Here is a 17,815-nt window from a genome sequence, read left to right on the forward strand (position 1 = left end):
CTTCCCGCCGCCCCCACTCAAGCACGGCCACCCCGGTTCGCACCATTCGCAGATTCGACAGATCCACACCACAAAAGTACGCATATTCAGGCTCTTTACCGACGAATCAGGTCTGCATACGCTGCGAAACACAGCAGCACCAGCTCACCGGAGGACACCGCGTTGAAGACACATCCCGTTCGTACCCACCGTTCTGCAGAGGACTTCCCCAGGCATGAGCACCTCGCGTGGAAGGTCGCCGAGGTCGCCACCGATGACGTCGGGGTTCCCGCCGACACCGCCGAGATGATCGTCAACCGGATCATCGACAACGCGGCCGTCGCGGCCGCGTCGGTGACCCGCCGGCCGGTCGCGAACGCCCGTGCGCAGGCCCTCTCCCACCCCTATACGCCGGGCTCGACCGTCTTCGGTGTCGGCGGCACCTTCTCGCCCGAGTGGGCAGCATGGGCGAACGGTGTCGCGGTGCGCGAGCTCGATTTCCACGACACGTTTCTGGCGGCGGAGTACTCGCATCCGGGCGACAACATTCCGTCGATCCTCGCGGTCGCGCAGCACGCCGGTCGCAGCGGCGCCGATCTGATCCGCGGCCTGGCCACCGGCTACGAGGTCCAGGTGGATCTGGTTCGCTCGATCTGCCTGCACGAGCACAAGATCGACCATGTCGCTCACCTCGGCCCGTCCGCGGCTGCCGGTATCGGCACGCTCCTCGGCCTCGACACCGAGACGGTGTACCAGGCGATCGGTCAGGCCCTGCACACCACCACCGCCACCCGTCAGTCCCGCAAGGGAGAGATCTCCAGCTGGAAGGCGTACGCGCCGGCGTTCGCCGGGAAGATGGCGGTCGAGGCCGTCGACCGCGCGATGCGCGGCGAGGGTGCCCCGTCCCCGATCTGGGAGGGTGAGGACGGTGTCATCGCGTGGCTGCTCGGCGGCCCGAACGCGGAATACGCTGTGCCGCTGCCCGGTCCGGGTGAGGCCAAGCGCGCGATCCTCGACACCTACACCAAGGAACACTCGGCCGAGTACCAGAGCCAGGCTCCGATCGACCTGGCCCGCCGGATGCGCGAGCAGATCGGCGACCTGGACCAGATCGCGTCGATCGTTCTGCACACCAGCCACCACACCCACGTCGTCATCGGTACCGGCTCGAACGACCCGCAGAAGTTCGATCCGACCGCGAGCCGCGAGACCCTCGACCACTCGGTGATGTACATCTTCGCGGTCGCGCTGCAGGACGGCACGTGGCACCACGAGCGCTCGTACGCACCCGAGCGCGCGCAGCGCCCGGACACTATCGAGCTGTGGAAGAAGATCTCCACCGCCGAGGACCCCGAGTGGACGCGCCGTTACCACTCGACCGACCCCGACGAGAAGGCGTTCGGTGCCCGCGCCGAGGTCACGCTGAAGAGCGGTGAGGTGATCGTCGACGAGCTCGCGATCGCGGACGCGCACCCGCTGGGCGCCCGGCCGTTCGCGCGGGACCAGTACATCGCGAAGTTCCGCACCCTCGCCGACGGTGTCGTCGCCCCGGCCGAGCAGGACCGCTTCCTCGACGCCGCGCAGCGCACCCCCGAACTGAAGGCCGGCGAGCTGAACCAGCTCACCTTCACCGTCACCGACGACGTCCTAGCCCGTTCGCCCAAGTCGCCGAAGGGACTGTTCTGATATGACCGGTCTCATCGCCGCCACCACGTCGGCAGCCGACAAGCGCAGTGCCTTCCGCGCCGGACTGTCGTCGGGGAAGATTCAGCGTCTGCCGGGCGCGATCAACCCGTTGACCGCCAAGCTGATTCAGGAGATCGGGTTCGAGGGCGTGTACGTCTCGGGCGGCGCCTTCTCCGCTGGGCTCGGGCTGCCGGACATCGGCCTGACCACACTGACCGAGGTCGTCGCGCACAGCAAGCAGATCGCCGGTGTGACCGACCTGCCCGTGCTCATCGACGCCGATACCGGCTTCGGGGAACCCATGTCGGCGGCACGCACCGTCCTCGCCGCCGAGGACGCCGGCATCGCCGGCCTGCACCTCGAGGACCAGGTCAACCCCAAGCGCTGCGGCCACCTCGACGGCAAGGCCATCGTGCCCACCGACGAAATGGTCCGACGTCTGCGGGCCGCGGTCACGGCCCGACGCGATGCGAACTTCGTGATCTGCGCCCGCACCGACGCCGCCGGGATCAGTGACATGGATGCCTCCGGCAAGGTCGGCATCGATGCTGCGATCGAACGGGCCAAGGCCTACGCGGATGCCGGCGCCGACCTGATCTTCACCGAGGCCCTGCACACCGAGGCGGACTTCTCGAAGTTCCGTGCCGCAGTCGATATCCCGCTGCTGGCGAACATGACCGAGTTCGGTAAGTCCCGGTTGATCCCCGCGCAGACGCTCGAGGACATCGGCTACAACGCGGTGATCTATCCGGTCACCACACTGCGGCTGGCGATGGGCGCCATCGAGCGGGGTCTGCGCGAGATCCACGAGACCGGCACGCAGGAGGGTCAGCTCGATCAGATGCAGACCCGCTCGCGGCTGTACGAGTTGCTCGAGTACGAGCGCTACAACGAATTCGATTCGGGAGTCTTCAACTTCACGCTCGGAGGGAACCAATGACGAATGCAGTCCCGACGATCTTCAAAGGCTTGGCCGGCGTCGTCGTCGACACCACCGCGATCTCCAAGGTCGTGCCCGAGACCAATTCCCTGACCTACCGCGGCTACGCGGTCCAGGATCTCGCGGCGAACTGCAGCTTCGAGCAGGTCGCGTACCTCCTGTGGAACGGTGAGCTGCCCACCGACGCGCAGCTGGAACTGTTCTGTCAGCGTGAGCGGGCCAGTCGACGGGCCGACCGGTCGCTGCTCTCGCTGGTGGCGAAGATGCCCGACAACTGCCACCCCATGGACGTGGTGCGCACCGCGATCAGCTACCTCGGCGCGGAGGACCCGGAAGAGGCCGATAACTCCCCGAAGGCCAACCGGGAGAAAGCACTTCGGATGATGGCGGTGCTGCCCACCATCATCGCCGCCGATCACCGCCGCCGGCACGGACTCGACCCGATCGCCCCGCACAGCCACCTGGGCTTCGCCGAGAACTTCCTGGGCATGTGCTTCGGTGAGATCCCCGAGCCGGAGATCGTGAAGGCGTTCGAGGTCTCGCTGATCCTGTACGCGGAACACAGCTTCAACGCCTCCACCTTCGCCGCCCGCGTCGTGACCTCGACGCTGTCCGACATCTACAGCGCCGTCACTGCTGCGATCGGCACCCTCAAGGGCCCGTTGCACGGCGGCGCCAACGAGGCGGTCATGCACGACATGATCGAGATCGGCGAGCCCGAGCGCGCCGAGGCCTGGATGAAGGACAAGCTGGCCCGCAAGGAAAAGGTCATGGGCTTCGGACACCGCGTCTACAAGAACGGCGACTCGCGCGTCCCGACGATGCGCCAGGCCTTCTACGACGTCGCCGCGAAGACCGACGGCGACAAGTGGGTCCGGATGTACGAGATCCTCGAGCGCACCATGAACGAGGCCACCGGAATCAAGCCCAACCTCGACTTCCCGACCGGCCCGGCGTACTACCTCATGGGCTTCGACATCGAGGTCTTCACGCCCATCTTCGTGATGAGCCGCATCACCGGCTGGACCGCACACATCATCGAACAGGGCGAATCCAATGCCCTGATCCGCCCGCTCAGCGAATACACCGGCGTGCCCCAGCGCTCGGTGGTGGCCTGAGCCCACGATCAGCGCCCCGGGGTTTGGTCATTGGCATCACCGTCTCCTGCACCCCGGGGCGCTTCCTTCTTCTGAATCGCTGCAGGCCATCGCCCTCGGCCTCGGTGACCGCTTCGAGGAAGTCGGGGCCCAGGACGCCGCGGCCGACCGGAGTGCCGCCGAGGCGTCGGAGTCGCTAGGACAGCTCACGTCGCAGAAGTTCGGCCCCAGCAGCGAGCGCGACCATCTTGTCTCGTGCGACGCGTCGGCCCAGCGGCGCCATACCGCAATTGGTATTCGGGTAGAGCTTGTCGGAGTCAACGAACGGGAGAGCGCGGCGAAGGGTTGCGGCGACCTCGTCGGGCGTTTCGATGGTGTCGCTCGCCACATCGATCGCTCCCAGCATGACCTTCTTGCCTCGAAGCAGTTCGATCAGGTCGACAGGTACCCGCGAATTGTGACTCTCCAGCGACACGATGTCGATCGACGACTGCTGCAGCAGTGGAAACGACTCTTCGTACTGGCGCCACTCGGCCCCGAGCGTTGCCTTCCAGTCGGTGTTGGCTTTGATGCCGTAGCCGTAACAGATGTGAACGGCAGTTTCGCAGCTCAGCCCTTCGGTCGCACGCTCGAGCGCCGCCACGCCCCAGTCTTTCAGTTCGTCGAAGAACACGTTGAACGCGGGCTCATCGATCTGGATGATGTCGACGCCGGCCGCTTCCAAGTCCTTTGCTTCTTGGTTCAGGATGATCGCGAACTCCCATGCGAGCTTTTCCCGACTCTTGTAGTGGTTGTCGTAGAGCGTGTCGATCATTGTCATTGGTCCAGGCAGGGCCCATTTGATCGGCCTGTCGGTCGCTGCTCGAAGACGCGCCGCATCGGCTGCGAACACTGACTTTTCGCGGCTCACCGCGCCGGCAACCGTCGGGACGCTCGCGTCATAGCGGTCACGAATTCGCACGGTCTCGCGCCGGTCGAAGTCAACGCCACCGAGGTGCTCGATGAACGTGGTCACGAAATGCTGACGCGTCTGTTCACCATCGCTGATGATGTCGAGCCCCGAACGGCGCTGCTCATGTGCTGCGAGCGTCTGGGCGTCGAGTTTCCCTTCGCGCAGTTCGTCGTCTCGCAACTTCCACGGCGACCAGAGCTTCTCCGGCTCCGAAAGCCACGAGGGCTTGGGCAGGCTACCGACGATCGAGGTGGGCAGGAGTGTGTTCATCTCTGGTACCTTTCGGTCTCGCACGGTCAGGCGGATTGCTTGGTAGCCCACTGTTGAAGAACAGCGCCATACGGTTTCATGAGATTCACCTCGGTGAATCTTCCCTGTGTGGTCGCGAGCCGAGTGCGCTCAACACGGTCGTAGCTCACTTGCGGAAGTGAATAGTTGCCGTTGTCGAGACTCGGCTGGTACACCTCCGACGCCGCAGTGTTCGCGTTGTAAATCTCGGGACGATAGATCTTCTGAAACGTCTCCATCGTCGCGATCGTTCCCGCGAGTGCGAGAAACGAATAGTCGTTGAGCAAGTCACCGCGGTGGTAGAAGGCCAATGGAGCGACGGACCCCTGAGGCATGAAGTAGCGCACCCTGAGCCCCATCTTCCCGAAGTACCGGTCGGTGAGCGAATTCCCATCTGCCACATACTCCACCCCGAGAATCGGGTGGTGATTCGTGAGCCGGCGGTACGTCCTGGACGTCGAAACGCTGATGCAGATGACTGGTGGTTGCGAGAACCGTTCGCGATACTCGTCCGATTCGACAAAACGCTGAAAGACCTGCCCATGCAGATCCCCGAAGTCACTGGGGATTCCCGTCGCTTGGTGCCCCGGGAGTCGAACGCTGAAATCGTAGTCGCGAATGTATGAGGAGAAGTTGTTTCCGACGATGCCCTCCGTGCGGGAGCCCGTGGTGGTATCGACGATGTCGACGTCGAGCACTTCGATCACCGGAAATGCGGCGTCATCCCCGGCCGACGCGAGATGCAGGTCCACCGAGACGATGTCGAGTTCGAGTGCGTAGCGGTCGCCGCGCGGATTGTCCCAGTGCACCAACTCGTTGACTCGGGTGTTCATCATCGTCACCGCGTTGCGCAGATTCTGCCGACGATTCTCGCCGCGTGCGAGATTCGCGAAGTTCGTCGTGCTGCGCGAGTTGGTCGACGGGGCGTAGTCCTCATTGAAGCGCGTAGTGTCGATGCTGAAAATGCAATCGTTCGTCATGCTGACCAGTTGCCCTTTTCGTGTGCGGTGAGTGCAGCGACGAGCGCGTCACCGCACGGTTCACTGCCTGAGATTTCGCAGCACTTCAACCGAATACCCGATGGTCCAGGGCCGAACTTTCAGGCCGAGAACATTCGGGAGGCGATTGTCCGAAGTGGCGTGGAAGTCAGTGTAAGTAGACCCATCGCCATAGCCTAATTAGCTAATGCGATGGCTGGGTATAGCCGCTGACTATGTCAGAAGTTCGACTCCGAACCCCGAAACGACGTCGCGCATCTCCGCCACGAATCGCTGAGCCTGGGAGGTCAAGGACACCGAGGCATGACCGATCCAACCGATCTCGATGCGCTCGTCCACGTCGAGCGGGACGGCGACGATGGACGGATCAAGATCGTCCGAGATGATGCCGGTGGAGATGGTGTACCCGCCCAGGCCGATCATGAGGTTGAAGATGGTCGCTCGATCACTGACCCGAATGTCTTGCTTCGATGAACGGGTGGAGAGGATCTCTTCTGCGAGGTAGAAGGAATTGTTCACACCCTGGTCGAACGTGAGCCGGGGCAGATCTTCGAGATCATTGAGCGTCACGCTCTTTCGCCCGGCGAGAGGGTTCGTGCGAGCGATGAAGATGTGCGGCGACGCCAGAAACAGTGGCGTGAACACCAGCCCTGCTTCGCGAATCAGCTTGTTGATCACGTTTGCGTTGAACTCGTTGCGATAGAGCACACCGAGCTCACTTCGCAGCGTGCGGACATCCTCGATGATGTCCCATGTGCGGGTCTCTCGAAGGCTGAACGCGTACTCCGCGGCCTCGGACGCCTTCACCATGCGGGCGAAGGCGTCGACGACGAATGAATAGTGCTGAGTCGATACGGCCAGGAGTCTGCGCGAGGGCCCGCGGCCCAGATACCGCTGCTCCAGGAGTTCCGCTTGCTCGACCACCTGGCGCGCGTATCCGAGAAACTCCACGCCGTCTTCGGTCAGCGTCACCCCACGGGTCGAGCGAACGAAGAGCGCACGCCCCACGCGACTTTCGAGGTCTTTCAGCGCGGTCGACAGGGTCGGTTGCGCGACGTAAAGCAGGTCCGCCGCAGCACTGATCGATCCCTCGGCGGCCACCTCCACGAAGTACCGCAACTGCTGAAGGGTGATTCCCCGCACCGTTCCCGCGATGTCCCGTGCCATAGCCAAAACCTATCGCACCTGTACGCCTCACCGGCGCTGCGGATGACCGGTGCGCCGTCCATGGTTGTGTCAGCGACGACCTACTCGAGGCCCCCCGACGATGACGAAACCCGCTCCGACTTTCGGTCGATCCGAGAGGCTGACCGCCACCACACAAACGCCAACCAGGATCGAGACCTCGATCGACTGTTGTCGAAATACACTGTTGTACAGTCAACTTCGGTCATCGTTAGCCTGCACTAGGCTATTCATTCTGGTAGACAGCGGGTTTGACGGATCACCACATCGACAGCTGATCGTCGCCATCCCGCGATCGGCATGGCGGTTGCGGCTTCCCCAACGACTCAGCAACGGGTTCGCCGGCGACGACCCCGGCAGGGGGAGAAATCCTGACGGGCGTCCGGTGGTCAGATCAAGTACGGCAGCACTTCTCGATGCGGAAGAAGAGTGGCGAAGGGGCGATTCAGCCGGTGGGCGTGTCCAGGCGTAGCGTCCAACGGCCCGCCCGACCCTGTAGACGCGCGACACCGGTCGGCCGCACCTCGACGCGCCAGAACGCCGACGCCGGTGCTCCCAGCGCACACACCGTCGCCGCCCGCACCACAGACGGATGGGTCACCGCGACCCAGCGTCCCGTCCGGTCGGCCAACGAGTCGAGCCAGTCCTGGACCCGGTCGAGAAGCATCGCAACGGACTCGCCTCCGTGTGGAGCGGCGTCGGGATCCGTCAGCCACGCGGCAAGATCCGGTTCCGGGATCGCGGACATGGGCAGTCCCGCCCACGCCCCGTAATCGATCTCGCGTAGCGCGGCCTCAGGTTCCGAGACCAGACCCAAGGCCGCCGCAGTGTCTCGGGCACGACGTTCGGGGCCGGCCAGCGCATGGTCCGCGATCGGAGTGCTCATTCGTGCGAGTTCGCGTCGGCCCCTGCCGGAGAGTTCCTCGTCGGAGGGGAAGCGCGCGGACGCCAGGGCCTCGGTGGATGCGTGGGCGAGCAACAGTAGACGCAGCACGACCGACATTGGACCACAGCCCGCGCGCTTCTTGACACCTGCGGCAGTCGGGTGCAACTGTCTCCGCGTACGCATGCGTCGTGGTGCAGGTAATCCGGTGAAATCCCGGAGCGGTCGCGCCACTGTGACCGGACTACGAGTCCGGGAGCCAGAAAACTCCCTCGGCGCATTACTTTTCGATGGGACGCGACATTCCCGAGGAGGCTTTCATGGCGGTTGTTCACACACCCGACCGGTCGCTGGCCGACGCTGCTCTGACCGCAGCGATCATCGCGACCGTTCTGCTCGCTTTCGTGGTGCTGTACCTGGTCGGATTCGATCAGGGCGCAGTATCCCGCAGCGGCATGTTCATGCATGAACTCATGCACGACGGCCGGCACCTGCTCGGACTCCCGTGTCACTGAGCGCGACGGAACCGATGTCGCAGCGCCGGACCGAGTCCGTGGCTCTCTCCGGCAGTGTCGTTCAGCTACTACTTCGCGGCCTGCTCGCCGGACTGATCGCGGGAGTACTCGCCGGCGCCGTCGCGTTCGTCGTCGGCGAACCGCACATCGATGCCGCGATCACGCTCGAGGAAGCGGCGGCATCCGTCGACGAGCACGAGCATGCTGAGGCCGAAGCAGACAGCGGTCACAGCCACGGCGAGGACGCGCTCGTGAGCCGAACCGGTCAGAAGGCGGGATTGTTCCTGGCGACAACCCTTGCCGGTCTCGCTCTGGGTGCGATCTACGCGGCGGTTCTGCATGTTGTCCGTCGGCACTCTGCCGCGTCCGGGTGGACACTGGCACTGGCGACGGCGGGGCTCGGGTGGCTTGCGATCGAGGCGGTGCCCTTCGTGAAATATCCGGCGAATCCGCCTGCTGTCGGCGACCCCGAAACCATCGGTCAGCGCACCTGGTTGTGGCTTGCGGCGGTGGCGCTCGGCCTCGTTGCGGTCGCGGTCGCGGTCGCGGTTCGCAAGGTGCTCGAGGCCCAGGAACTGCACACGATCCGAGCCGGGGTACCGGTGCTCGCGTTCGTGGCAGTCGTGGTCGTCGGTTGCCTGGTGCTGCCGACGATCAACGAGGTCGGTGACGACTTCCCTGCGACATTGTTGTGGGAGTTCCGAGTCTCGTCGCTGGCGGTGCAGGCAACCCTGTGGGCGGCGCTCGGCGGGGCCTTCGCGTTCTTGACCGAACGTGCAGATCGTCGTACCCCGGCGGCCTGAGGTAATCGGCGCTGGTCGTGGGCGACATCGCCGCCCACGACCCAGCCCACGCCGAACGGTGGGCCTCGAACGTCCGCTGACCGCCAGCGGGATCCCCGTATCGAACCTGCCGCGGATCAGCCCGTAGGGCAACTCCCCCTGGGATCAATCACCGGACAAGGTCCGGCGGCCAACGGTGATACCGAAGGCCAGGACCGCGCCGAGCAGCGCCGCACCGGCGGCGACCATGAAGGCTACGAAGAATCCGTCGGAGCTGTACACCGGGCCGGCGGCGCCGACGGTCACCACGTGCTGGGCCAGCAGGGCGAAGCCCACCGACGACAGCATGCCGCCGAACATCGACTGGGACAGGCCTGTGAAGTTCGCGCCGATCGCGCGCTGGTCCTCTGGCAACGCCATCATCACCAGGTTCGGGATCGCGGCGTAGATCATCGAGCCGAAGCCGATCAGGCCGTAGCCGAACACGACCTGCCACGCCTGGTCCGGAGTGGTGGCGAGCAGGGCCGCGCCCAACGCGATCAGGACCGAGCCGCCGATGAGGTGCTGCCGGAACCCGATTCGCTTCGCGGTGGCACCGACGAACACGCCGCCGAGGACGATGAGGAGGCCACCGGGCAGCATCCACAGCGCCATGCCGGTGACCGACAGGCCGAACCCGTAGTCCGCGGCCTCCTTGGGCGTCTGCAGCAGCATCGGGATCAGCGTCGCGGTGAGTGTCGTCGCACCGTAGGCGATACCACCGGCCAGTAGCGTGATGCCGACCTTCCGGCTGGCCAGGACGTCGATACTGATGAGCGGTTCGGGGCAGCGGCGCTCCCACACCACCCAGGCGACCGCGAAGACGACGGTGACGGCCAGCGTGCCGAGGGTCCGGCCGCTGAGCCAGCCCCAGCCGGCGCCCAGAGACAGGGCCAGCATGACCGTGAAGAGGGCGACGGTCAGCAGGAAGGCACCCAGCCAGTCGACGGAAACCTTCGCACGCACCGGAGTTTCCGGAACGAAGAAGAGGGTCAGCAGACCACCGACGGCGCACAGCGCGAAGGAGAACCAGAACACCGAGGACACGTCGGTGCGGTCGACCATGAAACCGGTGATCAGCGGCGCGACGACGGTGACGACACCGACACCGGTGTTCGCGATGCTGATGGACATCGCCTGCAGTCGGGCCGGGAACACGTCCCGGATCAGCGAGTAGCCGAGCGCGGTGAAGGCGAACCCGACACCGGACAGGAAGCGACCGACCAGCAGGATCGGGAATGTCGGGGCGAGCGCGGAGATGAGCGCACCGAGGCTCGCGATCGCCGCGGTCACCACGAGCATGCGCTTCTTGCCGTAGACGTCGGCGAGCTTGCCGAGGATCGGCGACGAGATCGCGGCGGCGAGCACCAGCGCCGTCATGACCCAGACGACCTGCGCCGTCTCGTACTTCGCGGCGATCTTCGGCAGCGCCGGCGTGAACAGCGCGAAGGCCAGCGCCGCCTGCTCCGTGAGCAGGACGAGGATCAGCAGAACGCGGATCCAGTACCCGTTCGAGCCGCCGGGGTCACCCGCAACCTGCACGGGGGCGTCGTCGCCCTTCGAGACGGTGACTGACATTTCCCTACCTACATTTCCGGTCGCATGTCCAGCAGTGACCGGAAGCACATTAGGAGTCGACCCGCAGCGCACCTCCATCGCTTCCCGATGAGCGGGAAGATACCGGGAAATCGCCTGCAGCATGGAGTGATTCAGGAACAGGACATGGATGTTCCACTCAGCTGAAGCTGCTTGCACGAGCCGGCTGGCCCCGTTCCGTATCGGCCGTCACAGCGAGGATCGACGACGGCAGGGCGCATACCGCTACGACGACACGAACCGAACACTCGGCAGACCCGGTGGAGCGACGCGGCTCACACTGCTACAGTTCCGATCAAATTGATTGAACGCTTGCTCAATAAGCGGAACGTGCGCACCCCTGGAGGTTCAGAACGTCATGACGACGACAGATGCGAGTTCCCCGATCGCAGTCATCGACCGCGTCGCGTTCCTGCTGGACGCGTTCCGGGACGCGGAACGGCTGACCCTCTCGGAACTGTCACGGCGGACCGGATTCCCCCGGTCGTCGACGCATCGCATGCTTCTCCAACTCGTCCGGATCGGCTGGATCCGCCGCCACGGGCATGCATACGAACTCGGCATGAAGATGCTCGAACTCGGCTCGCTGGCACAGCACCACGACCGTGTCCATCAGGCAGCGCTGCCCGTGCTGCACGAACTGCACAACGCCACCGGCCTCGTCGTCCACCTCGCGGTGCTCGACGGATCCGACGCGCTCTACCTCGAGAAGCTCGGCGGACGGTTCACGCTCTCGGTCCCCTCCCGAGTCGGCGGACGCCAGCCCGCATACCGCACCGCCATCGGGAAGGCACTACTCGCACACTCTCGGGTGGACGCCGACTCCGTTCTTCCCGAGTCAGTTTCGGGATCCACCGAGAACTCGATCAGCGACCCGGCACGCCTGCGTGTCGAACTCGCCAGGATCCGGGAACAGAGCATCGCACACGATCGTGACGAGACCACCGTCGGAATCTCCTGTGTTGCAGCAGCCATCGGAGACGGCAAGAACACCGTCGGCGCGATTTCGGTGTGCGGACCGACCAAGGGCATGAACAGCTCCGCCCTCGTCGCACCGGTGCGGATGGCTGCCCTCGCGACATGGCGGCACATGACCAGCAGTCGCACACTGCGACCGATCCCCGCCTGACCGACCGAAACGAACTGTGCCCCTGCCGAATCATCGACAGGGGCATAGTTCACCGCCCGGGAAGGCCTAGACGTCCGCGACCAACTCGACCGGCTTGATGCCGCTCGCGACGTTGTCCGCAACCACACCACGCCAGTTCTCCTGTGCGCGAGTGGTGTCGACCTCGAACTCGAACCGCTTGGTCATGTCCTCGGTGACGTCCTCGACGTCGACGTAGAACTGCTGGTACCAGCGACGCAGCTGGTAGACCGGGCCGTCTTCCTCGGTCAGCAGCGGGTTCTCGATCCGGCTCTTGTGGTTCCAGATCGCGATGTCCTGCTTGAACTGGTGCTCGACGCCCTCGGTGAACTGCTCGGCCATCGCCTTGGCGTCGTCGTCGGACAGACCCTCGGTCCGCTTGACGATGGTTCCCCACTGCAGGATGAACGAGTTGTTCGTGATCGGGTAGTGGCAGTTCGCCAGCTTGGTCTCGACCTTGATGTCACCCGCGACCGTGTAGACGGTGTCGAGCATGAAGGACGGACCGAAGTACGAAGCGTCCGAGATCGTCTCGGCCTCCGCCATGCCCAGCTGGACGCCGGTCTGGATGTCGTCACGACCACCCGAGCGCATCACCTGGGTCGCGACGTGACCCTCGAAGATGTTCTTGAAGTAGGTCGGGATCTGGAAGTGCACGTAGAAGAAGTGCGCCATGTCCACCACGTTGTCGACGATCTCGCGGCAGTGCGAGCCCTCGACGACGTAGGTGTTCCAGCTCCAGTCGCTCCAGCCACCCTCGTCGTAGCCCTCGATCTGCGGGATCGTGACCTCGGCCGGCGGCGGGTTGCCCTGCGGGTCGTTGTAGACGAAGAACAGCCCGTTGCGCTCGAGCTTTACCCACGCCCGGGTCTTGGCGACCGGCGGAACACGACGGGCATAGGGGATCTCGGTGCACTTGCCCTTGCCGTTCCAACGCCAGTCGTGGAACGGGCACGCGATGCTGTCACCCTTGATCTCACCCATCGCGAGGTTGCCGCCCATGTGACGGCAGAACGCGTCGAGGACCTGCAGTTCGCCCTTGCTGTCCTCGAACACGACCAGGTCGGTGCCGAAGATCTTGACCTGGTGAGGCTTCCCGTCACGGAAGTCCTGCGCACGGCCGATGCAGTGCCATCCGCGCGCGAAACGATCGGGGTTCTTACCCGCCTCGATCTCCCGAACCGCGACGTCGTCGGCGATCTCGGTCATCTTGCCTCCTCATTTGATGTTCGTGCGCGCTCGCCCTTGTGCGAGCCGCATGAAAAACCTGGAACCGCAGAGAATCCGGTTCCGATGACTAGGTGTACGAGCGGACTTCCTGCGTCGACCCCTCGACCGGAACGGTGCGGTAGGACTCTGCGATGTCGCCGTTGGCCACGGCCGCGTCGATGGTGTCGCGCAGCGAATGGCACGTACGCACGTACATGCTGGGCACGCCCTTCTCGGCCTGGGCACGGAACTCTGCGCAGTTGCTCTCCGCGTCGTCGACCCACTGCGTGCTGGTGTGAGTCGGGCTGAACTTCTCGACGAGTACCCGGTTACCGCACGATCCGCATTCGATCGGTTGCATTGTGCGACCCTTCCGTTGGAACTGTGTTCACCGAGCGTACGAGTAGACAGTGCGCTCTTCCTGGTCCATTTCCGTTGAGCGGTAAAGAATTCGAACGATCGTCACCGCAGGAAGGCCTGACCGCCGTCGACCGGCAGCGAATGACCGGTGATGTACCGCGCGGACGCGCTGCACAGGAACACCACCGCCGGGCCGATGTCGGTTTCGGCGTCCCCCAGACGCCCCAGCGGCACACTGCGCAGATAGTCCCCGTACGCCTCCGGGTTCAGTTCGGCCCACTCGTCCATCAGCGGCGTCGACGCCAACGGCAGGATGGCGTTGACGCGGATGCCGTCCGCACCCCACTCGCAGGCCGCCGTCCGCGTCAGCACCCGGACGGCCTCCTTCGCCGCGGCGTACGCACCCGTCCCGCTGGGGTCCCACTTCAGGCCGGCGGCCGACCCCAGGTTGACGATCGACCCACCACCCGACAGGTGCGGGTGGCACGCCCGCATCATCCGCAGGGTCGCCAGCGGGCCCGAGTTCATGCTGCCGTGGTAGTCGCCCTCGTCGACCTCGAGCAGCGTGCCGTGGGCCGGGGTCTGGGCGTTGTTCACCAGGATCGACAGCTGCCCGTAGCGCGCCACCACCGCGGCGACCACGGCGTCGATGTCGGCGGGGTCGGTGACATCGCACCGGAGCGCGAGCGCATCGCCTCCCCTGCGGACGATCTCGTCGGCGGTGTCGGTCACCTTCGACAGGGTCCTGCCCACGACCGCGACGCGCGCGCCCTCGTCCGCGAGAGCCAGGGCGATGCCCCGCCCGATCCCTTGTCCGGCCCCCGTCACCAGCGCGACGTCGCCCTCGAGTACTCCCATCGATCACTCCTACTGCTGCTCGCTCGGTCACAATTCGCCGCCTATTGTGATTCAAGACACCGGATTGAGCAAACGCTCAATCAATGTAGGATTGCCTCGGCGGTTCGGTCACCGGCTGCGCGGGCACGGGTAGCATGAGGCGCCTCGCCCGACACAGAATCGACCCAGGTACAGGGGGAATCCGAATGGATCCGCAGGAACGTCGGCGTCAGATACTCGACCGTTCCGGTGAGATCTTCGCGACGAAGGGCATCTCCGCGACGACGGTCCGCGAGATCGCCGACGCGTGCGGTGTCTACTCCGGCACGCTCTACCACTACTTCCCGTCCAAGGACGCCATCGTCACCGAGATCATCCGGGTGTACGTGGACGAGTTGCACCAGAGGTGCTCCGCGGTGATCGCGCAGGATCTTCCGCCGATCGAACGACTCGAGGCCCTCGTCCTCGTCGCGATCGACACCGCCGAGCACCACCGTCACGCGACCGCGATCTGGCAGGCCGAGACGGAGTACATGCGCGATCAGATGCTCGAGGCCAGCCTGGGCGACAAGGGCGATTTCGCGGCGACGTTATGGCTGCAGTGCATCGAGGAGGCGCAGGCGGCCGGCATCCTCCGCGGCGACATCGAGCCTCTCGACTTCTACCAGTTGATGCGTGACGCGGTGTGGCTCACCAGTCGGTGGTTCCGTCCCTCCCCGACGAAGTCCAATGCCCAGTTCGCACACGAGATCACGTCGATCTTCGTCGACGGGGCGCGCGTCCGCTAGACACACGACAGGGGCGGTGCAGGCGAATCGAATTCGCTTGCACCGCCCCTGTCTTCTGCCGCGATCAGTTCACGACGAGGTCGAGTTCGTCGCCGGAGACGGTCACGGTGATCCGTCCGCCGGCGTCGAGCACATCGTCCAGCAGCAGATCGGCGATACGGTCGTCGACCTCACGGGCGATGGTCCGACGCAGCGGCCGCGCCCCGAACTCGGGCTGGTGCCCGTGCTCGGCGATCCAGTCCACCGCATCGGGGGTGAACTCGATGTCGATGTCCTTGGTCCGCAACCGGTCCCGGCTCTCGCTCAACAGCAGATCGGTGATCCGATGCAGCTGCTGGGCCTCGAGCTTCCGGAAGATCACGATCTCGTCGATCCGGTTGAGGAACTCCGGCCGGAACGACTCCCGCAGCCGACCCATCACCCTGTCGCGCAACGGCTTCTCGGCCGCGGCGGCGTCACCGGTGGTGAAGCCGAGCGCCCCGCCCTTGCTCGAGATGATGTCCGAGCCCAGGTTGCTGGTCATGATCAGCACGGTGTTCTTGAAGTCCACCGTCCGGCCCTGACCGTCGGTCAGCCGCCCGTCGTCGAGCACCTGCAGCAGCACGTTGAACACGTCCGGGTGCGCCTTCTCGATCTCGTCGAGCAGGATCACCGAGTACGGGTGCCGACGCACCTGTTCGGTGAGCTGACCGGCCTCGCCGTAGCCGACATACCCCGGAGGGGCGCCGACCAACCGGCTCGCGGTGTGCCGCTCGCCGAACTCGCTCATGTCGAGCCGCAGCATCTTGCTCTCGTCACCGAACAGCGACTGCGCCAACGCCTTCGCGAGTTCCGTCTTGCCGACACCGGTCGGGCCCAGGAACAGGAAGCTACCGACGGGCCGACGCGGATCGCCCATGCCGGTCCGGCTGCGGCGCACCGCCCGCGCGATCGCCGCGACGGCGTCCTCCTGACCGACGACCCGCTGGTGCAGTTCGTCCTCCAGGCGGCGCAGGCGCTCCTTCTCCTTCTGCGTCATCCGGCTGGCCGGGATTCCGGTGGCACGGGCGACGACCTCGGCGATGTCGTCCGCGGTCACCGACGGTGTCTCGGCCGTGGCCGGCGCACCGTCACGCGCCTCCGCGAGACGCTTCTCCACACCCGCGATCTCGTCCCGCAGCTGCGACGCACGCTCGTACTGCTCGGCCTGCACCGCACTGTCCTTGTCCCGTTCGAGCCGCACGATCCGCTGCTGCAACGCCTTCGCATCCGGGGTGGACGCGCCGAGTTGCAGACGCTTTCGTGCACCCGCCTGGTCGAGCAGGTCGATCGCCTTGTCCGGCAGGAACCGGTCGGCGATGTACCGCGACGACAACTCGACCGCCGCCGTGATCGCCTCGTCGGTGTAGCGGACGCGGTGATGCTCCTCGTACCGCTCGCGCAGGCCCGTCAGGATCGCCTCGGCGTCCTCGGGGCTGGGCTCGTTCACCGTCACCGGCTGGAAGCGTCGCTCGAGGGCCGAGTCCTTCTCGATGTGCTTGCGGTACTCGTCGAGCGTGGTAGCGCCGACGATGTGCAGGTCACCGCGAGCCAGCTTGGGCTTGAGGATGTTCCCGGCGTCCATCGCGCCCTCGCCGCCGGCACCCGCACCCACGATGGTGTGGATCTCGTCGATGAAGACGATGACCTGGCCGTCCTGCGCGACGATCTCGTCGACGGCCTTGGTCAGCCGCTCCTCGAAGTCACCGCGGTAGCGGGTACCGGACAGCATGCCCGCCAGGTCCAGCTGGACGATCTTCTTGTCCGCCAGCACGTCCGGGACGTCACCGTCCACGATGCGCTGCGCCAGGCCTTCGACGACGGCAGTCTTGCCGACACCGGCCTCGCCGACCAGGACCGGGTTGTTCTTGGTCCGCCGGGCGAGGATCTCGATGGTCTGCTCGATCTCGTCGCCGCGGCCGATGACCGGGTCGACGCCGCCGGAGCGGGCGCGATCGGTCAGGTCGGTGCCGTACTTGTCCAGGGTCGGCGTGGCCGATTCCTGCTGCGGTTCGGCGGGACCCGCGTTCACCGCGGACTGCATCGACTCCGGCGTGACACCGGCAGACGCGAGAATACGTCCGGTCGTCGAGTCCCCGTTGGAGACCAGAGACAGGAAGATGTGCTCGGGATCGATGTACGTCGAGCCGAGTGCACGCGCGATCTGGTGGGCGTCGAGCAGCGTCCGACGACCGGCGGCCGTGACCGTCGGCGGCGTCGGGACGGCTTCCCGACCGCGGGGCAGATGCGCCTCCGCGTCCTTCGAGATCGCCTCCGGGTCCCCGCCCACACGCTTGACCATGTCGCGCACCGGGTCCTTGACCGCGGCCACGTGCAGGATGTGCAGTGCGTCCAAACCCGCATCACCGCGTCCGGCCGCGAACTGCGCGGCCTCTGCCATGAGCATCTGAGCTTCGTTGCTCATCAGCCGGGTGATGTCGATGCGCCCGGGCCCCTCGGGCCCGAAGAATGCCGGCATTCGCAGCCTCCTCCAAAGTTGAGTCCTATCGACTCAT

The 17,815-nt window shown here is 65.4% G+C and carries 16 protein-coding genes and 1 riboswitch; of the genes, 7 read left to right on the forward strand and 9 right to left on the reverse strand.

Annotation, left to right across the window (positions count from 1 at the left end; all coding sequences use genetic code 11):
* Positions 1-162 precede the first annotated feature (162 nt).
* The 3 genes from prpD to IJ15_RS0100500 are packed head-to-tail and all read left to right on the forward strand — an operon-like array spanning position 163 to position 3,723.
* Positions 163-1,665, forward strand: a complete 1,503-nt coding sequence (prpD, locus tag IJ15_RS0100490; protein WP_031936392.1) for a 2-methylcitrate dehydratase PrpD — start codon at positions 163-165, stop codon at positions 1,663-1,665.
* A 1-nt stretch (position 1,666) separates the two neighbouring features.
* Positions 1,667-2,605, forward strand: coding sequence for a methylisocitrate lyase (gene prpB / locus IJ15_RS0100495; protein WP_031936393.1), 939 nt, complete (start codon positions 1,667-1,669; stop codon positions 2,603-2,605).
* Positions 2,602-3,723, forward strand: a complete 1,122-nt coding sequence (locus tag IJ15_RS0100500) for a bifunctional 2-methylcitrate synthase/citrate synthase (protein ID WP_031936394.1) — start codon at positions 2,602-2,604, stop codon at positions 3,721-3,723. The genes prpB and IJ15_RS0100500 overlap by 4 nt, the downstream gene beginning before the upstream one ends.
* A gap of 175 nt (positions 3,724-3,898) precedes the next feature.
* Here the strand turns inward: IJ15_RS0100500 and IJ15_RS0100505 are convergent, their stop codons facing one another.
* From IJ15_RS0100505 to IJ15_RS0100520, 4 genes are all read right to left on the reverse strand, one after another.
* Complete coding sequence (locus IJ15_RS0100505) at positions 3,899-4,924, reverse strand: methionine synthase (protein ID WP_081880512.1); 1,026 nt, start codon at positions 4,922-4,924, stop codon at positions 3,899-3,901.
* A 26-nt stretch (positions 4,925-4,950) separates the two neighbouring features.
* Positions 4,951-5,922, reverse strand: a complete 972-nt coding sequence (locus IJ15_RS0100510; protein ID WP_031936396.1) for a putative oxygenase MesX — start codon at positions 5,920-5,922, stop codon at positions 4,951-4,953.
* A gap of 231 nt (positions 5,923-6,153) precedes the next feature.
* Positions 6,154-7,107, reverse strand: a complete 954-nt coding sequence (locus IJ15_RS0100515; RefSeq protein ID WP_031936397.1) for a LysR family transcriptional regulator — start codon at positions 7,105-7,107, stop codon at positions 6,154-6,156.
* A gap of 463 nt (positions 7,108-7,570) precedes the next feature.
* Positions 7,571-8,128 (reverse strand): histidine phosphatase family protein, encoded by a 558-nt coding sequence (locus IJ15_RS0100520; RefSeq protein ID WP_031936398.1) that lies wholly within the window; start codon positions 8,126-8,128, stop codon positions 7,571-7,573.
* A 55-nt stretch (positions 8,129-8,183) separates the two neighbouring features.
* A riboswitch (cobalamin riboswitch) is annotated at positions 8,184-8,297 on the forward strand.
* 31 nt (positions 8,298-8,328) lie between these two features.
* On the opposite strand from IJ15_RS0100520, the gene IJ15_RS0100525 reads away from it, so the two are divergent.
* Both IJ15_RS0100525 and IJ15_RS0100530 read left to right on the forward strand, forming a co-directional pair.
* Complete coding sequence (locus IJ15_RS0100525) at positions 8,329-8,523, forward strand: CbtB domain-containing protein (RefSeq protein WP_031936399.1); 195 nt, start codon at positions 8,329-8,331, stop codon at positions 8,521-8,523.
* Between the two features lie 14 nt (positions 8,524-8,537).
* Positions 8,538-9,326: a CbtA family protein gene (locus IJ15_RS0100530; protein WP_031936400.1), complete on the forward strand. Its 789-nt coding sequence runs from the start codon at positions 8,538-8,540 to the stop codon at positions 9,324-9,326.
* A 144-nt stretch (positions 9,327-9,470) separates the two neighbouring features.
* Here IJ15_RS0100530 and IJ15_RS0100535 read toward each other — a convergent pair whose 3' ends face one another.
* A complete protein-coding gene (locus IJ15_RS0100535; protein WP_031936401.1) occupies positions 9,471-10,922 on the reverse strand; it encodes an MFS transporter in 1,452 nt (483 codons plus the stop codon).
* Positions 10,923-11,298: 376 nt separating this feature from the next.
* Here IJ15_RS0100535 and IJ15_RS0100540 point away from each other — a divergent pair, with 376 nt between their 5' ends.
* Complete coding sequence (locus IJ15_RS0100540; RefSeq protein WP_031936402.1) at positions 11,299-12,069, forward strand: IclR family transcriptional regulator; 771 nt, start codon at positions 11,299-11,301, stop codon at positions 12,067-12,069.
* Positions 12,070-12,135: 66 nt separating this feature from the next.
* Here the strand turns inward: IJ15_RS0100540 and IJ15_RS0100545 are convergent, their stop codons facing one another.
* The 3 genes from IJ15_RS0100545 to IJ15_RS0100555 all read right to left on the reverse strand — a co-directional run bounded on the left by IJ15_RS0100545 (position 12,136) and on the right by IJ15_RS0100555 (position 14,514).
* Entirely contained in the window at positions 12,136-13,296 is a 1,161-nt protein-coding gene (locus IJ15_RS0100545) for a Rieske 2Fe-2S domain-containing protein (RefSeq protein ID WP_031936403.1), read from the reverse strand.
* 88 nt (positions 13,297-13,384) lie between these two features.
* Positions 13,385-13,657 (reverse strand): hypothetical protein, encoded by a 273-nt coding sequence (locus IJ15_RS0100550; protein WP_031936404.1) that lies wholly within the window; start codon positions 13,655-13,657, stop codon positions 13,385-13,387.
* Positions 13,658-13,758: 101 nt separating this feature from the next.
* Positions 13,759-14,514, reverse strand: coding sequence for an SDR family NAD(P)-dependent oxidoreductase (locus IJ15_RS0100555; protein WP_031936405.1), 756 nt, complete (start codon positions 14,512-14,514; stop codon positions 13,759-13,761).
* Positions 14,515-14,699: 185 nt separating this feature from the next.
* Here IJ15_RS0100555 and IJ15_RS0100560 point away from each other — a divergent pair, with 185 nt between their 5' ends.
* Positions 14,700-15,281 carry a TetR/AcrR family transcriptional regulator gene (locus IJ15_RS0100560; RefSeq protein ID WP_031936406.1) on the forward strand — a complete coding sequence of 194 codons (582 nt, stop codon included), beginning with the start codon at positions 14,700-14,702 and terminating at the stop codon, positions 15,279-15,281.
* 64 nt (positions 15,282-15,345) lie between these two features.
* Here the strand turns inward: IJ15_RS0100560 and IJ15_RS0100565 are convergent, their stop codons facing one another.
* The gene (locus IJ15_RS0100565; protein WP_031936407.1) at positions 15,346-17,778 is read right to left on the reverse strand and encodes an ATP-dependent Clp protease ATP-binding subunit; all 2,433 of its coding nucleotides are present in this window, start codon (positions 17,776-17,778) and stop codon (positions 15,346-15,348) included.
* Between the last annotated feature and the right edge of the window lie 37 nt (positions 17,779-17,815).

The organism is Prescottella defluvii, from assembly GCF_000738775.1.
GTDB classification, from domain to species: domain Bacteria; phylum Actinomycetota; class Actinomycetes; order Mycobacteriales; family Mycobacteriaceae; genus Prescottella; species Prescottella defluvii.

Bases quoted from the DNA above. Each gene is read 5' to 3' on its own strand.
- prpB (WP_031936393.1), top strand. From the start codon at position 1,667: ATGACCGGTCTCATCGCCGCCACCACGTCGGCAGCCGACAAGCGCAGT.
- IJ15_RS0100500 (WP_031936394.1), top strand. From the start codon at position 2,602: ATGACGAATGCAGTCCCGACGATCTTCAAAGGCTTGGCCGGCGTCGTC.
- IJ15_RS0100505 (WP_081880512.1), bottom strand. From the start codon at position 4,924: ATGAACACACTCCTGCCCACCTCGATCGTCGGTAGCCTGCCCAAGCCC.
- IJ15_RS0100510 (WP_031936396.1), bottom strand. From the start codon at position 5,922: ATGACGAACGATTGCATTTTCAGCATCGACACTACGCGCTTCAATGAG.
- IJ15_RS0100515 (WP_031936397.1), bottom strand. From the start codon at position 7,107: ATGGCACGGGACATCGCGGGAACGGTGCGGGGAATCACCCTTCAGCAG.
- IJ15_RS0100520 (WP_031936398.1), bottom strand. From the start codon at position 8,128: ATGTCGGTCGTGCTGCGTCTACTGTTGCTCGCCCACGCATCCACCGAG.
- IJ15_RS0100525 (WP_031936399.1), top strand. From the start codon at position 8,329: ATGGCGGTTGTTCACACACCCGACCGGTCGCTGGCCGACGCTGCTCTG.
- IJ15_RS0100530 (WP_031936400.1), top strand. From the start codon at position 8,538: ATGTCGCAGCGCCGGACCGAGTCCGTGGCTCTCTCCGGCAGTGTCGTT.
- IJ15_RS0100535 (WP_031936401.1), bottom strand. From the start codon at position 10,922: ATGTCAGTCACCGTCTCGAAGGGCGACGACGCCCCCGTGCAGGTTGCG.
- IJ15_RS0100540 (WP_031936402.1), top strand. From the start codon at position 11,299: ATGACGACGACAGATGCGAGTTCCCCGATCGCAGTCATCGACCGCGTC.
- IJ15_RS0100545 (WP_031936403.1), bottom strand. From the start codon at position 13,296: ATGACCGAGATCGCCGACGACGTCGCGGTTCGGGAGATCGAGGCGGGT.
- IJ15_RS0100550 (WP_031936404.1), bottom strand. From the start codon at position 13,657: ATGCAACCGATCGAATGCGGATCGTGCGGTAACCGGGTACTCGTCGAG.
- IJ15_RS0100555 (WP_031936405.1), bottom strand. From the start codon at position 14,514: ATGGGAGTACTCGAGGGCGACGTCGCGCTGGTGACGGGGGCCGGACAA.
- IJ15_RS0100560 (WP_031936406.1), top strand. From the start codon at position 14,700: ATGGATCCGCAGGAACGTCGGCGTCAGATACTCGACCGTTCCGGTGAG.
- IJ15_RS0100565 (WP_031936407.1), bottom strand. From the start codon at position 17,778: ATGCCGGCATTCTTCGGGCCCGAGGGGCCCGGGCGCATCGACATCACC.